Below are 19,509 nucleotides of genomic sequence, written 5' to 3'. Positions count from 1 at the left end.
TCGTCGACCTGCAGCGCGCCGCCAACGGCGAACCGGTGCGCGAGGGCAACGAGGGCTTCAGCCCCGAGCTGGTGGTGCGCGGGTCCACCGCGCCGCGGCAGACCCGCAAACCACCTGCGTAGGAGCCCGCTCGCGGGCGATGCCTCTGCGTCGGGACGACCAGATGTTCGTTATGTTGGAAGCCCGGATTCGCAAGAGCATCGCCCGCGAGCGGGCTCCTACGCGAGGTGATGGATTAACGATAACCGTAGGAGCCTGCTTGCAGGCGATGCTGTTGCGTCGGGATGACCAGACGTACGTCTGTTGAAAGCCCGGATTCGCAAAGGCATCGCCCGCGGGCAGATTTGCGGCGATTCGCGTCTCAGCGACCGCCCAGGTTGTCGGTCTGGCCGATGAAGCGCGCCACGTTGTCGTGCAGCAGTTTCAGCGACGGCGCGTGCGCATACACCATGTGTCCGGACGGATACCACGAATAGCTGATGTTGCCGGCGAGACTGGCCGGAATCGGCAGGTGGTGGTCCTCGTAATCGGCCGCGAAGAACGGCGTGGCCAGGTCGTAGTAGCCGCCATTGACGTAGACCTTGAGGTTCGGATTGGTCTTCATCGCCATCGCCAGGTCCGGCATCACGTTGGTCGACGACTGCAACGCCTCGCCCTGCACACCTGGCGCCTTGTGCGAGAAATCCCAATGGCTGATATCGGCGAACAGCCGGTAGCGACGATGCTCGCCGAATTTCAGGTCACGCCGCACGTAATCGTTGAACGCCGCCACGTAGGCCGAGCTGATCGCCGAGGACTGGGGATCGTATTCCGAACTCTTGCTCAGCGGGTCGAGCGACGGCCCGGAGAAGCGCGTGTCCAGCCGCCCGGTGGTCTCGTCGCCCTGGCCGAGCAGCTCGTGCTCGAACATGCCGCCGCTCACGCGCAGGTTCGCCTTGACCAGGTAGGCCACCGGCAGGCCGGTGTACTCGTGCAGCTTCTCGGCCACGGCCTGCTTCTGCGCATCACCCAGCCGGGTGCCGGCCATCAGCGCCTGCGCGTACGGCCCCATCGCGTACTGTTCGACTTCCTGCAGGAACGGTTCCAGCGCAGCCGGTTGCTGCGGCAGCTTGTGGTGATAGAACGCGGTGGCGGCATAGGTCGGCAGACCCAGCTCGTACGGCAGGTCGATGCCGGGATTGAACTCGGGTCCATCGATGCTGGTGTCGAAATTGAGGATCTGCGAGAGCAGGATCACGCCGTTGAGGTCGACGCTGTCCTCATTCTCGAGAATGTTCGCCACCACCGCCGAACGGGTGGTGCCATAGCTTTCGCCGAACAGGTATTTCGGTGAATTCCAGCGCCCGTACTTCGACATGAACTGGGTGATGAACTGGGCGAACGCATGACCATCGCCGTCCACGCCGTAGATCTTCTTCTCGCGCTCCTTCATCTGCTCGGCGCGCTTGCCCTTGTCGGCATCGTCGGCGATCAGGCGGCTGAAACCGGCGCCGGGAGCATCGATGAACACCACGTCCGAGGCGTCGAGCAGGCTGTAGTCGTTGTTGACCAGCTGGTACGGTGCCGCCGGCGTGTGCGAATCATCGGCCGTCACCACGCGTTTGGGACCGAACGCGCCCATGTGCAGCCATACCGTGGCCGAGCCGGGGCCGCCGTTGTAGATGAAGGTGATCGGTCGCTTGCTCGCATCCACCCCTTTCTTGAGGTAGGCGACGTAGAACATGCTGATCTCGGGCTCGTCCTCCTTGTCGCCACTGCCGTGGATGATCAGCGTGCCGGCCACCGCCTTGTAGTCGACCCGCTTGCCTTCCACCGACACCGAACCCTCGCTGGTCGACGACTGCGGCTGCAGCAGCGCCGCATCCGGCTTCGGTTCCGGCTTGGCCTTGTCGTCCTTCTTGTCCGGGCCGGCCAGGGCGACCGAGCTGAGCAGCAGCGCGGCGAGCGCCGCGGCGAGGGGAAGTTTGCGCATGGGGCATCCTGGGTGGGCAGAGCAGATCCAAGCATAGGCCTCCCGGCCATCGCGTCTCATCCGCCAGAAGTCATTGCCGCGCTCGACTCCGACACCGGTCTGCCGGCCGGAATCACGGTGCCGTTCTACGGCCAGGCAATGACCCCGATCGCCACCGCCGCCAGCAGCACGCCGCCCAGATTGAGCCGGCTCAGCCGTTCGCGAAACAACAGCAGGCCGACCACCGCGCCGAGCGCGACCACGCCGATGTTCATGCCGGCGAAGACCAGCGCCGGATGCCCCGGCAGGGCGCGATGACCGCGCAGGTAGAACAGGATGTTGCCGAAGTTGGCCGCACCCAGCGCCACCCCTGCCAGCGCACTGCGCGCGGTGAAGCGAACGCGATCGCGCCGGCGTCGCCACAGCTGCATGGCGAAAGCGACCACCAGCGCCAGCGCGAACATCGCCAGCAACGAGTCACCCAGCGGGATGCCGGCCAGCGCCACGCGCTTGAACAGGACGTCGATGACGCCGAAGCCGACGAACACCAGCAAGGGATACAGCCAGGCGACGACACCGCTGGCGGCGACGGCGGCGCTGCTGCGCCAGATCATGCACAGCAAGGCCAGCAGGCCGAGCACGATACCGGCCAGCTTCACGGCATCGAGGCGCTCACCGAACAGCACGAAGGCGGCCAGCAGCGAGAGCAGCAGCGACAGGCGCTGCGCCGCATCGCTGCGCACGATGCCGGCATGCCGCACCGCCGCGGCAAGCGCAAGGAAGATCGTCGGCAGCAGGATGCCCAGGGCGACCAGCGCCAGCCAGGGCACGCCGGGGCCGCGCAGGCTGCTCAAGGTGGGCTGCAGCAGACAGGCCGCAAGGACGCTGGTCACCACGTAGTTCCATGCGATCGCCTGCCCCACGTCGATCTGCAGGCGACGCGCCAGCTTGAGCAGCACCGAGACCAGCACGCTGCACAGCACGCTCAGCAACACGAAGAACATTCGTCACTCCCGCGGCAAACAGCCGCCATTGTGACGCAAGCCGCGGCGCGGCCGGCATCGCTGGATCAGCCGCGCAGGCTCTTCACCAGCATCAATATCGCCACCGCGATGATCGCCAGCGCGAAAATCAGGTTCAGCGCGCCACGCGTCTTCGCCAGCCGCTTCGCGCCCAGCGCACCCAGCCAGCCACCGACGATGCCGCCGGCGATGAACTCGCCCGCCACCGGCCAGTCGACCAGGCCGGATACCGCATAGTTGGTGGCGGCGGTCAGGCCGAACGCGCCCACCGCGAACAGCGAGGTACCGATCGCGTGGATGATCTCCATGCCGCTGGCGAACATCAGTCCCGGCACGATCAGGAAGCCACCGCCGATGCCGAAGAAGCCGGCCAGGCTGCCGGTACCCAGGCCCACCGCGCCGAGCCGCGGATACATCCCGGGCAACGGATAGCGACCCGACCCACCGCGCCGGCCGCGCAGCATGAATCCGGCGACCACCAGCATCAGCAGCGCGAACAGCACCAGCAGATGATGTCCGTTGATCGCCTTGCCGATGGTGGAGCCGACGAAGGCGCCCAGCACGCCGGCCGCGGCGAAGGTGAACGCCACCTTCCAGCGCACATGGCCGGCGCGCGCGTGCGGGATCAGGTTGGCGAACGCGTTGAACGACACCACCAGCGCGCTGGTGCCGATCGCCAGATGCGGGTCATGCAGGCCGACCACGTACAGCAGCAGCGGCACCGCAAGGATCGAACCGCCGCCGCCGATCAGCGCCAGCGAAAAACCCACTGCCGAGCCGCACACGACGGCGAGCAGGGCCTGCAGGGTCAGCAGATGCGGCATCGGAATTCCCGGGCGGAGTGGACATCAGTCATCACTGCAGAACTGCTCGAACAGCGTGGTCATCAGCGCACGCACGCGCGGGTCGCTGATGCTGTAGTGGATGGTCTGCGCCTCGCGCCGGCCGCTGACCACGCCGTCGCGACGCAGCAGCGACAAGTGCTGCGATACCGTGGACTGGGCGAGATCGAGCGACTGCGCCAGCTCACCCACCGAACGCTCGCCGGGCACCAGCTCGCACAGCAGCAGCAGGCGATTGTGGCTGGCCATCGCCTTCAACACCGCGATCGCCTCGTCGGCGTTCCGGTGCAACCGCTCCGGCGCGGCCGCCAAGCTGAGCTGGCGCGTGCGCGGCTTGCTCCTGTCGCTGGAGCCCATCAGCCGCGGCCGCTCATTTCCAGCCAGGGTCGCAGGATCGAGAGGTCGTAGCCGGCCGCCTGCGTAGTGGCGAGAATGCTGTCGACCGTGCCTTCGGCCTGCATCGCCCACAGCGCGCTGCAGCGCGTGCCGCTGCGACAGAACGCCAGCACCGGGCCGGGCAACTGCTTGAGCGCCTCGGCGAAGCTCCGCACCTGATCATCGTTGACCCGCCCCGACACTACCGGGATATGCCGCCAGCTCAGCCCGGCCTGCTGCGCCGCCGCTTCCAGCTCGGCATTCGCCGGTTGCCCGGGAGCTTCGTCGTCGGGCCGGTTGTTGACGATGCTGCGAAAGCCGCGGGCGGCGATCGTGGCGATGTCGTCCACTCTGATCTGCGCGGCGACACTGAGTTGCTCGGTGAGTTGATGGGCTTGCATGGAGATTCTCTGTGGGGGATGGAGCGCCGCGGACACTCAGATCGCATCCAGCGGAATTTTCAGATAGCGCAGGCCGTTGTCTTCGGCGGGCGGCAACCGGCCGGCGCGCATGTTCACCTGCACCGCGGGCAGGATCAACTGCGGCATCTTCAGCGTGGCGTCGCGGGCGGTGCGCATGGCCACGAACTCTGCCTCGCCGATGCCGTCACGCACATGGATGTTGCCGGCGCGCTCCGCGGCGACCGTGGTTTCGTGCGCGAATTCCTCGCGCCCGGGCGCCTTGTAATCGTGGCAAAGGAAGATTCGCGTCGCGTCCGGCAGCGCGAAGATCTTCCGGATCGAGCGGTACAAGGTGGCCGCATCGCCACCGGGAAAGTCGCAGCGGGCGGTGCCGTAGTCGGGCATGAACAAGGTGTCGCCGACAAAGGCGGCGTCGCCGATCACGTGGGTCATGCACGCCGGCGTATGACCGGGCGTGTGGATCGCCTTCGCCGCGATGTTGCCCAGGAGGTACGTTTCGCCATCGGTGAACAGGTGATCGAACTGGCTGCCGTCGCGCGCGAAGCCTCTGCCCGCATTGAACAGCGTGCCGAACGTTTCCTGCACCGTGCGGATGTGCTCGCCGATCGCCAGTTTGCCGCCCAGGCGGGCCTGCACATATGGCGCCGCCGACAGATGATCGGCGTGCACGTGGGTGTCGATTACCCACGCCAGCACCAGCCCCTGCGCCCGCACGAACGCGATGATTCCGTCGGCACTGTCGTGACGGGTGCGCCCGGCCGCCGGCTCGTAGTCGAGCACCGCATCGAGCACCGCAGCCTCGAGTGTGGCCGGATCCCATGCCACATAGCTGAAGGTGTTGCTCGGCTCGTGGAAGAATGCCTTCACCTCAGGATGTTGCATGCTCGCTTCCTCGAATGGCTACGTTCAGGACCTGGCGGCGGGCACACGCGAAGCCAGCCACCAGCCGACGATCATGCAGGCGACCAACACCAGCAGCGAGGGATCCGCAGCGCCAAGCGACGCCAGCGCCGGCCCCGGGCAGTAACCGGCGATGCCCCAGCCGATGCCGAACACGGCGGCGCCGCCGACCAGCCTGGCATCGAAGCGACGCGAAGTCGGCAACTGGTAACTCGCTGCCAGCCATGGCTGCCGTCGCCGCAGCACCAGTCGGTAGCCGATCGCCGTGGTCGACACCGCACCAGCCATCACGAACAGCAGGCGCGGATCCCACTGGCCGAAGACGTCGAGAAAGCCCAGCACCACCGCCGGCCGGGTCATGCCGCCAAGGCTGAGCCCGACACCGAACAGCAGGCCGGAAAGCAGCGCGAGCAGGGCCTTCATCTCACAAGCCTCCGAGCAGATGGCGCACCACGTACACTGTGGCGATGCCGGACAGCATGAACACCGCCGTGGCCAGCAGCGAACGCGGCGACAACCGTGCGATGCCGCAAACGCCATGACCGCTGGTGCAGCCGTTGCCGATGCCCGTGCCGAAGCCGACCAGCAGCCCAGCCAGTGCCATCCACGACCAACCCACCTGCGGCGCGCCGATGCCGCTATCGCCATGCAGCAGCCACAGCAACGCGGGGGCGAGCACCAGGCCGAAGACGAACGCCAGCCGCCAGCCCCGGTCGGCGACGCGGCGGCGGATCAGGCCACTGGCGATGCCGCTGATACCGGCGACGCGACCAAGCGCGGCCATCAGCAGCACGGCCGCGGCACCGATCAGCACACCACCGAGAGCGGCAAGCAAGCAGGAATGCATATTTGTCAATTCGTATATTCAGGTTATCTAATATAAAACGTGAAACGGGTCGTCGCAAGTGGTCCGGGCGACCGCAAGACGCGTCCCGTCTCCGCTGTCGATTTGCCCCACCGCTTTTCGGATTGACGATGCCCTCGCGGAGTTGGCCGGGCATGCGCGGATACATGCCATGAGGTTATGGATGATGCAGACGTTTTCATGCGTGGTTGGCGCCTGGCCTGGCCTATAGTCGGCAGGTCGCACCATCGGATAGTGATGTCGAAGCATGACGCCCTGGCGCTGCGCAAGGACAGATCCCGCCATCACACGCCGGCCCCGCGCGTCGACCTCGACTCATCCCGATGAATGCCATGGCGATGCTTGACTGGTGACCGCGAATTCAGGCGTGCCGGGATTGCAATTGCATTCCGCCACGCGGTTCCGTACTCAAATCCCTGCAACGAGGTGCGTGATGCGATTCTTCCGTCCGGTGCTTTCCGCCTTCCTGCTTGCTCCTGCCATGACTGCGCTTGCGGCCAGCGCCCCGATCGACGGTTTTCCACCGAAGCTTCCCGTCGCCAACCTGGTGTTGCGCAATGCGGTGATCGCGACGCTCGATCCGTTGCAACCGCAAGTGCAGGCGCTGGCTGTTCGCGATGGCAGGATCGAGGCCTTGGGCAGCAACGAGGCGATGGCGGCTTACATCGGCAAAGGCACCCGCGTGCTGGATCTGCACGGTGCCTTCGTGACGCCGGGCTTCATCGAAGGGCACGGCCATTTGATGGATACCGGGCAATCGCTGATGCAGCTCAACCTCGGCGCCGCGCCCAACTGGGACGCACTGGTGGCGATGGTGAAGGCGGCCGTCGCCAAGGCCAGGCCGGGACAATGGATCGTGGGACAGGGATGGCAACAGGCGAAGTGGGACAAGCTGCCGCAACCGAATGTCGATGGCCTGCCCTTGCCGGACAGCCTCGACGCGGTATCGCCGGACAACCCGGTGCTGCTCTCGCACGCCAGCGGCCATGCCATCTATGCCAACGCCGCCGCACTGAAACTGGCCGGCATCACGGCCAGCACGCCGGACCCGGTGGGCGGAACCATCCTGCACGATGCCCACGGCAATCCCATGGGCATGCTGCGCGACACCGCCGGCGACATGGTCTCCGCTGCCTATGATCACTACCTGTCCAGCCTGCCGGCCGTGGACAACGCGGCAAGACGCGAAAAGGAACTGAAGCTTTCGATGCAGAACGCGATCAGCAAGGGCGTCACCACGTTTGTCGACATGGGCGAGTCCTTCAAGACCGTGGACTGGCTGAAGCAACAGGCGGCCAGCGGGCTGCCCCTGCGGCTGTACGTCAACATCGCGGGCGAGTCGGTTGCCGCCATGGACAAACACCTGGCCGAGTACCGCACGATCGATTTCGCGAACGGGCATTTCACCGTACGCGGCATCGGCGAGATCATCTCCGACGGTGCGCTCGGCACGCACAGCGCCTGGTTCCTGCAGCCCTACGCCGACGCACCCGCGATCAGCGGCAAGAACGTCGTGCCGATGCGCGAGATCGAGCAGAAGGCGAAGATCGCGGCGCGCGACGGATTCCAGGTCTCGGTGCATGCGATCGGCGACCGTGCCAACCGCGAGACGCTGGATGTGTTCCAGAAGATCTTCAGCGCCGATCCCGGCGCGCACGCGCTGCGCTGGCGCATCGAACACGCGCAGCACCTGGACCCGGCCGACATTCCGCGCTTCGCGCAGCTGGGCGTGATCGCCTCGATGCAATCCATCCACGCCTGCTCGGACGCACCGATGGTGGTCGCGCGCCTCGGCGAGCAGCGCGCCCGAGAAGGCGCCTACATGTGGCAAAGCCTGATCAAGAGCGACGCGATCGTACTGGATGGCACTGACACGCCAGTCGAGGACATCAACCCGATCCCCAACTTCTACTGCGGCGTGACCCGCGCCTACGGCAACGGCAGGACATTCTTCCCGGAGCAGGCCAAGACCCGCATGCAGGAGCTGCGTTCCTACACCTGGAACAACGCCTACGCGCTGTTCGAAGAGCATCAGCTGGGCTCGTTGTCGCCCGGCAAGCTCGCCGACATGGCGGTGTTTTCCGGCAACCTGCTGACCATCCCCGCCGAGCAGATCCTGCGCACGCGCGTGCTGTACACCATCGTCGGCGGCAAGGTCGTGTACCAGCGGCCGGACGCCGACAGCTGGCGCGACGGCCAGCAGTTCAAGCCGATGCCGGAGTTCGATCACGTGAACTGAGGGAACAGCCGGGCGTCGCCGGGAATTTTCAGGCGGCCGGCGAATTCCCGTCGAGGATTGGTCGCCACCGGCGATCGCCGGGCTCTTGGCCGCCTCACGGCGTCGGATGCAACTGCTCGGTGAAGAATTGCGCCGTTGCCTCATCCACCCGCAGCCAGCTCGCGTGGCGCAGGAAGCCGTGGATCTCGTTCGGAAGGACCAGTTGCTGGTACGGCACCTGCTGTTTGTCCAGTCGCTGCACCAGGTCCACCATCTGCTCGAACGGGACGTTGCGGTCGTCGTCGCCCTGCACCACCAGTACCGGCGAGGTCCACTTCGCGATATCGGCGTCGGGAGAGGATTCCCAGGCCACCTTCATCGCCTGCTTGCGGTCGCCCTGCTCGTAGCGCGTTTTCGGCTTGCCTTCGAAATCGTCAAACAGGGCCGACCAGTCGTGCACGCCATGCAGGTCCACGCCAGCCTTGAAGATGTCCGAATTGCGGGCCAGTGCCAGCGCGGTGAGATAGCCGCCGTAGGAGCCGCCCCAGATGCCGATGCGTTTCGGGTCGACACTCGCCAGGCCTTGCAGGTACTTCGCGCCGGCGACCACGTCCTGGTATTCGGACGCGCCGCTCGGCCCCGCGTGCTCCGGGAAATGGAAGGCGTGGCCGTAACCGATACCGAGCCGGTAGTTGACCGACAGCACCACGAAGCCGTGGTTGGCCAGGTACTGGTTCACCGCGTAGGCATTGCCGTAGTAGCTCCAGTTGTGCCAGCCGAGGAACATCTGCCGCGGCGGGCCACCGTGCACGAAGATGATCGCCGGTTTGCCCGCGCCGCCGTGGTCGCCACCGAACAACTGGCCGTGGATCGTCCAGCCATCCGCGGCCTTGAATGTCACCGGCTGCGGCACGACGAGTCGGTCGGTCGGGAAGGCGCTCTGGATCTGGTCGGCGTTGATGGCGCGCGCGTCAGTGCCGTCGGTCGACGCCACCACGACCAGCGGCGGACGGCGGGCGCCGGACTGCAGGAAGGCAAGGTGCCTGCCGTCGCCGGTGACCACCGGCAGCCATTCGATCGTCGCGCCCGAGGTCAGCACCCGCGGCTGCGCCGCATCCACCGGCACGCGGTACAGGTGACGGCGATCGCCATCGCCCGGGGTCGAACCGGTGTTGGCGTTGTAGACCAGATAGCGGCGATCCGGACTCAGGCTGACGAACTCGGCCATGAACTTGCCCGGGGTCAGCAGCAGGGCATCGCCGCCGCTGGCCGGCACCGAGTACAGATGCGGCCAGCCGTCCATGTCACCGAGAAACACCAGCCGGTCGCCGGCGGCCCAGTGCAGGTTGTCCGCGCCTTCGGTGTCGGGATAGGAGCCGTTGAGCGAGTCCGGACTGCGCCACACGAGATGACCCGCACCACTGGATGCATCCGCGACCCAGATCGACCACGGTTGCGGTGTCAGCTGCAGGAAGGGTTTGGGCGCGCCACCCTGGCCAGGCTGACGCGCGAACGCGATCCGTGTTCCGTCCGGCGACCAGTGCGGCGAGCCGTCCAGGCTGGTGGTCGGCGCGAGGTAGACGAGCGGCTGATCCTTGCCGCGGAACACGCCGATGAAGGCGTGATCGTCGCGCGTGGACACAAAGGCAAGTCGACTGCCATCGGGCGACCAGCGCAGCGAATCATCCTCGCCGCGATCGAACACCAGCTGCTCCGGTTTGCCCTTGCCGTCGAGTGCGGCGGTCCAGACCTGGTGCTTGCTGATGTAAGCGAGTCGGTGCGTGCTGGAGACCGCCGGCCCGTCGCCATCGGCGATCTTGACCAGCTTGCCGCTGTCGAGCGCGATCGACCAGATCGTCACCTGGGGCTCGACCGGGGTGGACGTCGGATCGGGCGCGAGATTTCCCTTGGCCGGCCAGTTGGCATCGTGGTCGCCGCCGCGCACGTAGACCAGATAGGCACCGTCCGGCGAGAAGGTGAGTTGAGTCAGCTCCTGGCCGTCGTCGGCGGTGTATTTCGTCACCTGGCGCGGCGTGAATGCCGGCGCTTCGGCGATCCAGATGTTGCGCACGCCCTGCTTGTCGAGCACCCAGGCGATGCGGTTGCCGTGTTTCGCGGCGACCAGGTCCGATGGGTAAGGCGCGCTGGTGACCTGCGCCATGCTGAAGCTGTCATGCGCCGTTGCGGCAAAGGCGCTGGCGGTAAAGAACAGGGCGAACGAACACAGCAGCTTTTTCATCTGGCAACCTCCTGCGACGCCTTCGCGCGCTCGAAATTCTGATCCATTTGCGGCAACGACAGCTTGTCCACCACACCCGCAAGATCCTGTCCAAAAGTGACATAGCTGTCGCCGTAATAGCGATAGCGCCAGCTCACGCGGAAGGTGTCGTCATGCCAGTGCTGCAGATCGCCAACGAAGTCGGGATTGCCCAGGCGCAGCACCAGATGGCCGTTTTCCAAGGTCACGCTGGCGGTGCCGTTGTAACTGTCGGCGTACTTGCCGGCGTAGTCGACGAGCGGCAGCGGTGACCGCGAATCCGGCTTGCGCGTGGCAGCGAGTTTCTTTTCGGCCAGCTTGGCGGCGGCCTCGGCCTTCTGCGCCTGCGCGAACAGCGCCGCCCCGACATCGCTGGCAGGTTGCTGCAGGTATTGCTGCAATATATGCATCACCACGCCGAAACGCGAACCGCTTTCGGTCATGTTGGTCAGCACCACGATGCCCAGATGTTGATCGGGAACCATGATCATCGCCGAGGCCATGCCGTCGATGTCGCCGGCGTGCCAGACCAGCTTGTGCCCGGCGTAGTCGTTCATCAGCAGGCCCAGGCCATAGCTGTAGAAATCGCCGCCGGGCATCCATGCCTTGATTTCCCGGCCAACGCCGGCATCGGTCGGCACCGGGATTTGCGGGGTTTCCATCGCGGCGACGGTCGTCTTGTCGAGCACGGCCTTGCCGTCGTAGCTGCCATCGGCCAGCAACATCAGCAACCAGCGGCTCATGTCGTCGGCGCTGGAATTGATGCCGCCGACCGCCGACATGAGGTCCATGTTGTGCGCCCAGTAGCGGTGGATCACCGCGGGTTTGCCGTCGACCATGCCATGCGGCGCGGCGACGTCCGACGACGCAGCCACTTCGGCATCGGTGGTGACGGTGCGGGTCATCCCCAGCGGCTTGAACAGATGCGCGGCCACGTACTGATCCCAGCTTTCGCCGGTCACTGCCGGGATGAACCGCGCGGCGGTGAGGTACATGATGTTGTTGTAGCAAAAGCGCGCGCGAAAAGCGTAGTCCGGTTTCTGGTAGCGCATGCGCCGGATCACGTCGCTGGCGTCGGAGCTGTACCACATCCCCGGATCGCAATAGCCGCTGCGATGACTCAGCAGGTCGCGCAGGGTGAGTTCCTGGGTGACATAGGGGCTGCGCAGGCGGAAGCCCCTGATGTGATCGGCGACATGTGCGTCCCAGTCGAGCTTGCCCGCCGCGACCAGCGTGCCCAGTGCCGCCGCGGTGAACGATTTGGTGTTGGAGCCGATGTCGAACAGCGTGTCGGCATCCACTTTGTCCGGTTTGCCCAGCTCGCGCACGCCGTAGCCGCGGGCCAGCACCACCTTGCCGTCCTTGACCACGGCCACGGCCATGCCGGGCACCTGCCACTGCTGCATGGTCTGGTGGACGTAGGCATCGAGGTCCTGCAGTGGCGGAGCTGCGAGCACCGGCACATTCGACAACAAGGCCACGCACGCGATCAGCACGATTGCCCGAATCTTCATTGGATGCCCCTGTCGACTGGTTTTGTTTCCCGGCCGCGGTCTACCCGCCGGAGACTGATGCATGGTGGCGAACACCTCGCAGTATCCGCCAATCCGGTCTCCGCCATCTGCACGCATCCCTCAGCGATCGCTGGTGGATGTTCCAAGCAGATGGCCGTTGACCTCGATGCCGTAGAGCGACATCGGCGTGTCGTGGTACTTCTTGCGCGTCTCGCTGACGCTGCCATTGAAGCGCGGATCCTGCGGACGCTCGTGCGCGTCCATGAACATCGCCACGTCCCAGGCATCCTGGTCGCTCAGCGTGTCGCCGCGACTGAACGGCATGTTCGCCTTGATGAAGGCGGCGGCATTGTCCAGCTGGTGCATGCCGGCGCCCCAGTTGAACGACTGCGCTCCCCACAGCGGCGGAAACACGTTGCGCCCGGCGACCTGCTGGCCCTGGCCGTCGCTGCCGTGGCATAACGCGCAGTTTTTTTCATAGACCTTCTCGCCGCGCGTGTAATCCGGCGGTTGCGACGGCTTGAAGCCCTGCTTGGGATAGCCGGCGCCTTTCAGCTCGATGCCGACCGGTGCGCTTTTGGCCATCCACCATGCATAGGTTTCCAGTGCCACCATCTCGGCGCTGTCCAGCGGCGGCGCCTTGCCGTTCATGCTGAACTTGAAACAGCCCTGCAGCCGTTCGCCGAAGGTGTTCACGTGGCCGTTCTTCTTGCGGTACTGCGGATACATGCCATAAGCGCCCCACAGCGGCGCGGAATTCGCCAGTCGGCCAGCGTCGAGATGGCAGTTGCTGCAGCTGAGGTCATTGCCCACGTAAGCCTTCGCGTTGGCAGGCGTGTCGATGAAGATCGCGCGGCCCTGGCGGATCACGTCGCCGAGAGGACCGGCGGGAATCGACGATTCTGGCGGCGGTGCGAACGTCCGCGTGGACGGCGTGGCGGCAGCGGCCTGATGCGTCGTCGCCGCGACGGCAGGTGCTGCCTTGGCGGGCGCGGTGGGCGGTTTCTGCGTGCAGCCGGCAAGCGCAACCAGCGCCAGCAGGCCCGTGAGCTTGATCGCATGATGGTTCATGGCGTGGCTCCCGCGGCAGGCAGCGACTGCGCGGCGAACCACGCGGCAACGGCGTCGATGTCCTGTGCGCTGAGCGCTGTCGACAGATGCTGCATCAGCTGCAGCGGATCATTGTGCCGACTGCCGTTCTGCCACGCCTTCAGCTGCGCCTCGATATAGACGGCCGGCTGGCCGGCCAGTGGCGGGAAGTGCGCACCGACGCCGACACCACCGGGCCCGTGGCATTGCACGCAGCCGGGTACCCCCTTGCTCCAGTCGCCGCGGATGGCCAGCGCGGCGCCCGCGCTGTCGGCCGCTGGCATCGCTGCCGCCGGCCTGGCGAGGGCCGGCGGCAGCGGCAGTTTGCTGTAGTAGAGCGCCAGCGCGTGACGCTCATCTTCGCTGAGCGCACTGGCGGTCGCCTTCATCACCGCGCTGTCGCGCGTGGCGTTGGCGAAATCGTCCAGCTGTTTCTGCAAGTAGGCGGCATCGAGGCCAGCGAGGCGCGGATTGCCGGCGGCGGCCTGGCCTGCGCCATCGACGCCATGGCAAGCCATGCACGGCGCCGCACCCTTGCCGTTGCCCTGGCGGGTGATCGCCGCCGCGTCGGTGGCGTGTGCCAGCAGCGGCGCACCAGAGAGGAGGATCACGATCAGCGCAAACAGGCGATGGCTCATGGCGCGCTCCTTCAGTGTGCGCTCTGGAATCCGTACTTCCGATACACCGCCTGCGCGGCGGGACTTTGCATGAAGGCCATGAAATCCTTCGCCGCCTGTCCGTGCGGCGCATTTTTCATGCGTGCCGCGGTATAGGTCGCCACGGCATTCTGTGCCGCCGGGATCGCCACGGTGTCGACCGGGTGATGCAGGATCTGCTGCTGGAAATACGCCTCGGTCGACCACACCGGCGCCGCGTCCGACTCGCCCTGCAGCACGCGCAGCGGCGATTGCCGGTGATGGATGTGGGTGAGGAAGGTCGTGCCGTCGGCGACCTTGGTCTGCATGATCGTGTGGTCGAGCGCGTCACCGCCGGCCTTGCGATAGCCGGCCTCGATCTGCCTGGCGATGCCTTCCCACGCCGGGTTCGGCATACTCACCCGCACGTCGGCGCGACCAAGATCCTTCAAGCCCTCGATGTGCTTCGGATTGCCCCTGGCGACCAGGATAGCCAGCGGGTTGCGCGCGTAGTCGTAGGTGTCGGCGAACCAGTCGTGCTGTTTCTGCTTCTCGGCGATGGCGCCCTTGCCGGCCGTATAGACGTCCGGCTTCAGCGCGATGCGCAGGTTGCCCATCACCAGCACGCCGCTCTCGATCTGCTTGGCCAGAATCCCCGGCGGCAGGGTTTCGACGAAGATGCGCTGGTACTGCGGGTGCGCCTGCTTGAACGCGGCGACCAGATCATGCACCACCATGAACTGGTTGCCGGCGAAGAACACCACCAGTTGCGGATCGACGATATCGCCGTGCAGATCCGCGATCGCGTCGAACGGCGGCACGCTGAACTGCAGCCCTTCCGGCGGCGGGTTCCAAGGCGGCAGGAAATCCGGGCTGGGCGCCGCCTGCGGGGCCGCCGCACTTGCACCGAAAGCCAGCGCGCACGAGATGATGGCCAGCCACAGCCGCGGGAACAAAGGACGCATGGTGGTTTCCTCCTGCCGGTGGACTTACTGCGGCATCAGCGCGTAGCCCTGCTGCTGCAGGTCGATGACCGTGGTCAGGCCGGACAGCGCCACGGTCACGTGCGAATCGATCCAGTCGTACTGGAAATCGTGCTCGGCCACTGCCTGCGCGCACACCGCCACGTCGACGCCGGCCTTGCGCAACTGCGCGATCACCGCCAGGTTCGGATTGGCCACGCCGTACTTCTTGCGGTACTGCGCATCGTTCAACGCGATCGGCGTGGCCGGGCCGGCGGCGATCGCCACGAACTTCAGGTGCGACAACGGAACGCCGGCGTTGACATACAGATTCACCGCGCGCGCCACATGCTCCAGCGACGAACTCACCTCGGTCGGCTTGTCGCCGAAGTGGCTCAGGCTGAACACCACCTTGTAGGTGGCCGCGGGATCCGGCTGGTAGGCCGCCTGCGGCATCGGATGGATCTTGCCGGCGCCGACAATCGTCGGGGTCTGCCAGAAACTGTCGCCGGCAAGCACGGTGGTGGAGAACAGGCCCAGTGCAAGCAACACGGGCGCGAGCGAACGGATCATGGCGACCTCGCTGAATTGTCGGCAACGCGGAATGGCGCCCGGCCATGCTATGCCCGCTGCGGTTGATCGGCCAAGGACGTATTTGTGATCAGCGCGATAAGCGGGACTTATGGATGCTCCGATCAATTCTTGCCCTGTTCGCGGGCCAAAGGGCCGTCGGCGCACGCGACGCCAGGAAGACCGGGCCTGATCAGTTCAGCGCAACCCTCGAGCGTTCTGTCGATTTCGCGGTCACAGGAACGTCTTCAGGAACGTCTTATCTTCCGATCCCAGAGGAAACCGGTGTCCATGAATATTCATTCCATCGCTCGATCCCTGCCGGCGCCCACGGCCAGCGAGGCCTGTGCCATTTTCATCGCTTCGGCGCAGTTGATGCTCGATCCGGCCACGCCCGAGGCAGTTCGACGCGAGGCCGAGCCCCGGCTCTTGGCCCAGTTGCCGGCACTGCGCGCACTCGGTGTATTCGAATTGTTCGAGGTGCGCCATCCGGCGCTGCGCGCCTGGTTGACTGATGAGCTGGACGCCATGGAAACGGCGCGCAAGGCGACTGGCTCAAACTTTGCTGAAACAAACATGAACTAACACATATTTGCCTTGACAAATATACTTTGGGCAATAGAATGCCCGCCATGATCCCCGCGCCCCCTCCCTCCGCTTCGCCCGCATCCGACGAGACGCACGCGCCCAGCCTGGGCATGTTGCTGACCATGGTGCGCTCGGAAATGGTGCGCGCGATCGAGGCCGAACTGGCCGGCCAGGGCCTGGATCTCAGCTTCACCCAGTACCTGATCCTCAAGAAGGCGCACCAGCTGAGCGCGGCCTCCGCCAGCGAGCTGGCTCGCGCGGTCGAGCTCGATGGTGGTGCGATGACGCGTCAGCTGGATCAGCTGGAACGCAAGGGCTACCTGCGCCGTACGCCGCACGCGCAGGATCGCCGCGCGCTGCGCATCGAGCTCACCGATGCGGGGGAGGCCGTCTGGCAGAACACGGCCTCCGTCTGCAGCGAGCGAGTGATGGCCGCGGCGCAGCGCTCCCTCGACAGCACCGAACAAGCACAACTGTATGACTACCTGGGGCGCGTACTGCTCGCCCTGCGCGACAAACCATGAACCTCCCTGGATCCACTCCCATGCGTCTGCACCTGCTCGCGGCCACGGCCGCCCTGACCCTCGCGCTGGCCGCTTGCGCCAACAGCGGTGGCCTGCACCCGAACGACGCGCCGATCGATCCCTCGTCACTGCAGACCGCACACAGCCTCGGCGGTGTCGACATGTCGACCACGGCATGGCCGGCCACCGACTGGTGGACCGGGTTGGGCGATCCGCAGCTGGACGCCTTGATCGGCGAGGCGCTGAAGGACAACCCGCAACTCGCTGTGGCCGATGCGCGCGCGCGCGCCGCGCAGGCCGAGGTCGGCATCGCCAATGCCGCGCGCGGCCCCAGCGTGAATGCCGGCGCCAGCGTCGCGGGCGCGCGCTTCCCCGCCGGCACGCCGGTCGGCAACGGTCGTTTCGGGCTGGCCGAATACGCGTATGGCAGCTTCAAGTGGGGGCTGGATCTGTGGGGCGGCAAGCGGGCCGCCTGGCAGGCTGCGCTGGGCGCCTCGCGCGCGGCCGAAGTCGACGCGCGGGCGGCGCGCATCGAGCTGTCCGGCAATGTCGCGCGTGCCTATGCGCAGCTCGGTTACGCCTTTGCGCAGCAGGATCTCGCCGCGGGCGAGCTGCGGCGCGCGCAACAATCGCGCACGCTGACCGCGCAGCGCGTGGCGGCCGGCATCGACAACCAGATCGCGCTGAAGCAGTCCGACGGTGAAGTGGCCACGGCCGAGCAGGACGCTGCGCTGGCCCAGCGCGCGGTCGACGCCGCGCGCTCCTCGTTGTCCGTGCTGCTGGGCAAGGGCCCGGATCGCGGCGGCGAGATCGCCCGGCCGAAGCTGCTGACCCCGGCCGAGCTGGCAGTGCCGGACAATCTGCCGGTGGAACTGCTCGGCCACCGCGCCGACCTGGTCGCGGCGCGCTGGCGCGTCGAGGCGGCGAGCAAGGACATCAAGGCGGCGAAGACCGAGTTCCTGCCCAACATCAGCATCGGCGCACTGGCCGGCGTGCTGCAGCTGGGCGGCGGCAATCCGTTTACCCTGCCCTCGCGCTTCTACGAAGCCGGCCCCTCGCTCAGCCTGCCGATCTTCGACGGCGGCCGCCTGCGCGCCAACCTGTCCGGCAAGGATGCGCAGTACGACCTTGCCGTGGCCCAGTACAACCAAACCCTCGTCGGCGCCGTGAATGAAGTGGCCGACGACGTCTCGGCGCTGCAATCGCTGCAACAGCAGATCGCCGCCCAGCAGCGCGCGCAGACCGCCGCGACGCAAGCTTGGGATCTTGCCCTGCAACGCTACAAGGCGGGCATCGGCAGCTACCTGGAGGCGCTCAGCGTCCGCCAGCAACTACTGCTCGCCAATCGCGCGATGGCCGCGCTGCAGGCGCAGCAGGTCGATCGCTCCGTGCAACTGATCGAGGCGCTCGGCGGCGGCTATCGGCCGCAGGCCGACGCGCCCGCGCCTTCATCCTCAACTTCCGCGCATTCCTGAGGCAGTCCCCATGTCCGCTCAACCCACCCTTGATTCGAACGAGACCAAGGCGGCATTGCCGCCGCCGAAGAAATCGCGCGGCTTCATGCTGCGCCTGCTAGGCATCGTCGTGCTGCTGGCCGCGATCGGCTGGGGCCTGTGGTACTTCTTCGATGGTCGCTGGTACGAAAGCACCGACGACGCCTATGTCAACGGCAACGTGGTGCAGATCACGCCGCAGGTACCCGGGACCGTGGTCAGCATCGGCGCCGACGACGGCGACCTGGTGCATGCCGGCGACGTGCTGGTGAAGCTCGATCCCAGCGACGCCGACGTGGCGCTGGCCGAGGCCAAGGCCAACCTGGCACTGACCGTGCGCAAGGTGCGTGGGCTGTACTCCAGCGTCAACGGCGCGCAGGCCGATGTCGCCGCGCGCAAGACCGCGGTGGACAAGGCCCGTGCCGACTACAACCGCCGCGTGGCACTGGCCAGGTCGGGAGCGATCTCGGCCGAGGAACTGGCGCACGCCAGCGATGCGCTGACCACCGCCGAAAGCGGCTTGATCACTGCCCAGCAGCAATACCAGACCAGCAAGGTGCTGGTCGACGACACCGTGGTCGCCTCGCATCCCGACGTGCAGGTGGCCGCGGCCAGGTTGCGCGCGGCCTATCTCGCCGATGCGCGCGCCACCCTGCTCGCGCCGGTGGACGGCTATGTGGCCAAACGCACGGTGCAGGTCGGCCAGCGCGTGCAGCCCGGCACGCCGCTGATGGCGGTGGTGCCGTTGCATGGCGTGTGGATCGACGCGAACTTCAAGGAAACCCAACTGACCGACATGCGCATCGGCCAGCCGGTGGAGATCGAGTCGGACGTCTATGGCGGCTCGGTGAAGTACAAGGGCAAGGTGGAAAGCCTGGGCATCGGCACCGGCAGCGCGTTCTCGCTGCTGCCGGCGCAGAACGCCACCGGCAACTGGATCAAGATCGTGCAGCGCATCCCGGTGCGGGTGGTGTTCACCGATCCCGCGCAACTGGACAAGCATCCGTTGCGACTGGGCATGTCGCTCAACGTGGACGTCAGCCTGCACGACCAGAACGGCCCCACCTTGGCGCAACAGGCGCCGACCCAGCCGGCGTTCAGCACCGACATCTACCAGCAGCAGCTGGCCCACGCCGACACGGCGATCAAGGAAATCATCCACGCCAATATGGCGGGCAACAAATAGAGCCACGTAGGAGCCCGCTCGCGGGCGATGCTCCTGGCTTGATCTCTCCCAGAGCATCAGAGCAACCGCATCGCCCGCGAGCGGGCTCCTACGCTC

Annotated in this window: 19 protein-coding genes; 5 read left to right on the top strand and 14 right to left on the bottom strand. The window is 66.4% G+C overall.

The genetic code is table 11. The features are described 5' to 3' along the window. Positions 1-361 precede the first annotated feature (361 nt). From B0E47_RS03105 to B0E47_RS03070, 8 genes are all read right to left on the bottom strand, one after another. A complete protein-coding gene (locus B0E47_RS03105) occupies positions 362-1,972 on the bottom strand; it encodes a peptidase S10 (protein ID WP_077512411.1) in 1,611 nt (536 codons plus the stop codon). A gap of 125 nt (positions 1,973-2,097) precedes the next feature. Continuing rightward, positions 2,098-2,955 carry an EamA family transporter gene (locus B0E47_RS03100; protein ID WP_077512409.1) on the bottom strand — a complete coding sequence of 286 codons (858 nt, stop codon included), beginning with the start codon at positions 2,953-2,955 and terminating at the stop codon, positions 2,098-2,100. A gap of 65 nt (positions 2,956-3,020) precedes the next feature. Further along, entirely contained in the window at positions 3,021-3,785 is a 765-nt protein-coding gene (locus tag B0E47_RS03095; protein WP_217318889.1) for a sulfite exporter TauE/SafE family protein, read from the bottom strand. A 36-nt stretch (positions 3,786-3,821) separates the two neighbouring features. Then, positions 3,822-4,172, bottom strand: a complete 351-nt coding sequence (locus B0E47_RS03090) for a metalloregulator ArsR/SmtB family transcription factor (RefSeq protein ID WP_077512405.1) — start codon at positions 4,170-4,172, stop codon at positions 3,822-3,824. Next, positions 4,172-4,591, bottom strand: a complete 420-nt coding sequence (locus B0E47_RS03085; RefSeq protein ID WP_077512403.1) for a TIGR01244 family sulfur transferase — start codon at positions 4,589-4,591, stop codon at positions 4,172-4,174. Before B0E47_RS03085 ends, B0E47_RS03090 begins: the two co-directional genes overlap by 1 nt. A gap of 36 nt (positions 4,592-4,627) precedes the next feature. Next, the gene (locus tag B0E47_RS03080) at positions 4,628-5,494 is read right to left on the bottom strand and encodes an MBL fold metallo-hydrolase (RefSeq protein WP_077512401.1); all 867 of its coding nucleotides are present in this window, start codon (positions 5,492-5,494) and stop codon (positions 4,628-4,630) included. A 24-nt stretch (positions 5,495-5,518) separates the two neighbouring features. Further along, positions 5,519-5,935 carry a DUF6691 family protein gene (locus tag B0E47_RS03075; RefSeq protein WP_077512399.1) on the bottom strand — a complete coding sequence of 139 codons (417 nt, stop codon included), beginning with the start codon at positions 5,933-5,935 and terminating at the stop codon, positions 5,519-5,521. A 1-nt stretch (position 5,936) separates the two neighbouring features. Further along, a complete protein-coding gene (locus B0E47_RS03070; RefSeq protein WP_077512397.1) occupies positions 5,937-6,359 on the bottom strand; it encodes a hypothetical protein in 423 nt (140 codons plus the stop codon). A 451-nt stretch (positions 6,360-6,810) separates the two neighbouring features. Between B0E47_RS03070 and B0E47_RS03065 the strand changes: the two genes are divergently transcribed. Beyond that, positions 6,811-8,616 carry an amidohydrolase gene (locus B0E47_RS03065; protein ID WP_077512395.1) on the top strand — a complete coding sequence of 602 codons (1,806 nt, stop codon included), beginning with the start codon at positions 6,811-6,813 and terminating at the stop codon, positions 8,614-8,616. A 94-nt stretch (positions 8,617-8,710) separates the two neighbouring features. Here the strand turns inward: B0E47_RS03065 and B0E47_RS03060 are convergent, their stop codons facing one another. The 6 genes from B0E47_RS03060 to B0E47_RS03035 form a co-directional block, all read right to left on the bottom strand. Continuing rightward, complete coding sequence (locus B0E47_RS03060) at positions 8,711-10,834, bottom strand: prolyl oligopeptidase family serine peptidase (RefSeq protein WP_077512393.1); 2,124 nt, start codon at positions 10,832-10,834, stop codon at positions 8,711-8,713. After that, positions 10,831-12,366 (bottom strand): serine hydrolase, encoded by a 1,536-nt coding sequence (locus B0E47_RS03055; RefSeq protein WP_168170996.1) that lies wholly within the window; start codon positions 12,364-12,366, stop codon positions 10,831-10,833. Before B0E47_RS03055 ends, B0E47_RS03060 begins: the two co-directional genes overlap by 4 nt. A gap of 120 nt (positions 12,367-12,486) precedes the next feature. Next, positions 12,487-13,437: a c-type cytochrome gene (locus B0E47_RS03050; protein ID WP_077512389.1), complete on the bottom strand. Its 951-nt coding sequence runs from the start codon at positions 13,435-13,437 to the stop codon at positions 12,487-12,489. After that, on the bottom strand, positions 13,434-14,093 hold the full coding sequence (locus tag B0E47_RS03045; RefSeq protein ID WP_077512387.1) for a c-type cytochrome: 660 nt from the start codon (positions 14,091-14,093) through the stop codon (positions 13,434-13,436). The genes B0E47_RS03050 and B0E47_RS03045 overlap by 4 nt, the downstream gene beginning before the upstream one ends. Positions 14,094-14,104: 11 nt before the next feature. Next, positions 14,105-15,055 (bottom strand): substrate-binding domain-containing protein, encoded by a 951-nt coding sequence (locus B0E47_RS03040; RefSeq protein ID WP_077512385.1) that lies wholly within the window; start codon positions 15,053-15,055, stop codon positions 14,105-14,107. Between the two features lie 24 nt (positions 15,056-15,079). Further along, the gene (locus B0E47_RS03035; RefSeq protein WP_077512383.1) at positions 15,080-15,625 is read right to left on the bottom strand and encodes a DsrE family protein; all 546 of its coding nucleotides are present in this window, start codon (positions 15,623-15,625) and stop codon (positions 15,080-15,082) included. A gap of 288 nt (positions 15,626-15,913) precedes the next feature. Here B0E47_RS03035 and B0E47_RS03030 point away from each other — a divergent pair, with 288 nt between their 5' ends. Genes B0E47_RS03030 through B0E47_RS03015 form a run of 4 tightly spaced genes read left to right on the top strand, consistent with a single transcriptional unit; the run spans position 15,914 to position 19,413 of the window. Then, complete coding sequence (locus B0E47_RS03030) at positions 15,914-16,207, top strand: hypothetical protein (RefSeq protein ID WP_077512381.1); 294 nt, start codon at positions 15,914-15,916, stop codon at positions 16,205-16,207. A 47-nt stretch (positions 16,208-16,254) separates the two neighbouring features. Beyond that, positions 16,255-16,734, top strand: a complete 480-nt coding sequence (locus tag B0E47_RS03025) for a MarR family transcriptional regulator (protein WP_077512379.1) — start codon at positions 16,255-16,257, stop codon at positions 16,732-16,734. Between the two features lie 20 nt (positions 16,735-16,754). Then, complete coding sequence (locus B0E47_RS03020; protein WP_077512377.1) at positions 16,755-18,209, top strand: efflux transporter outer membrane subunit; 1,455 nt, start codon at positions 16,755-16,757, stop codon at positions 18,207-18,209. Between the two features lie 10 nt (positions 18,210-18,219). Continuing rightward, positions 18,220-19,413 carry an HlyD family efflux transporter periplasmic adaptor subunit gene (locus tag B0E47_RS03015; protein ID WP_077512375.1) on the top strand — a complete coding sequence of 398 codons (1,194 nt, stop codon included), beginning with the start codon at positions 18,220-18,222 and terminating at the stop codon, positions 19,411-19,413. Positions 19,414-19,509: the final 96 nt, after the last annotated feature.

This window comes from Rhodanobacter sp. B05, from assembly GCF_002001085.1.
Lineage (GTDB): Bacteria > Pseudomonadota > Gammaproteobacteria > Xanthomonadales > Rhodanobacteraceae > Rhodanobacter.
Note: the sequence above shows the minus strand (reverse complement) of the source record. Positions and strands in the feature narration are given on the sequence as shown.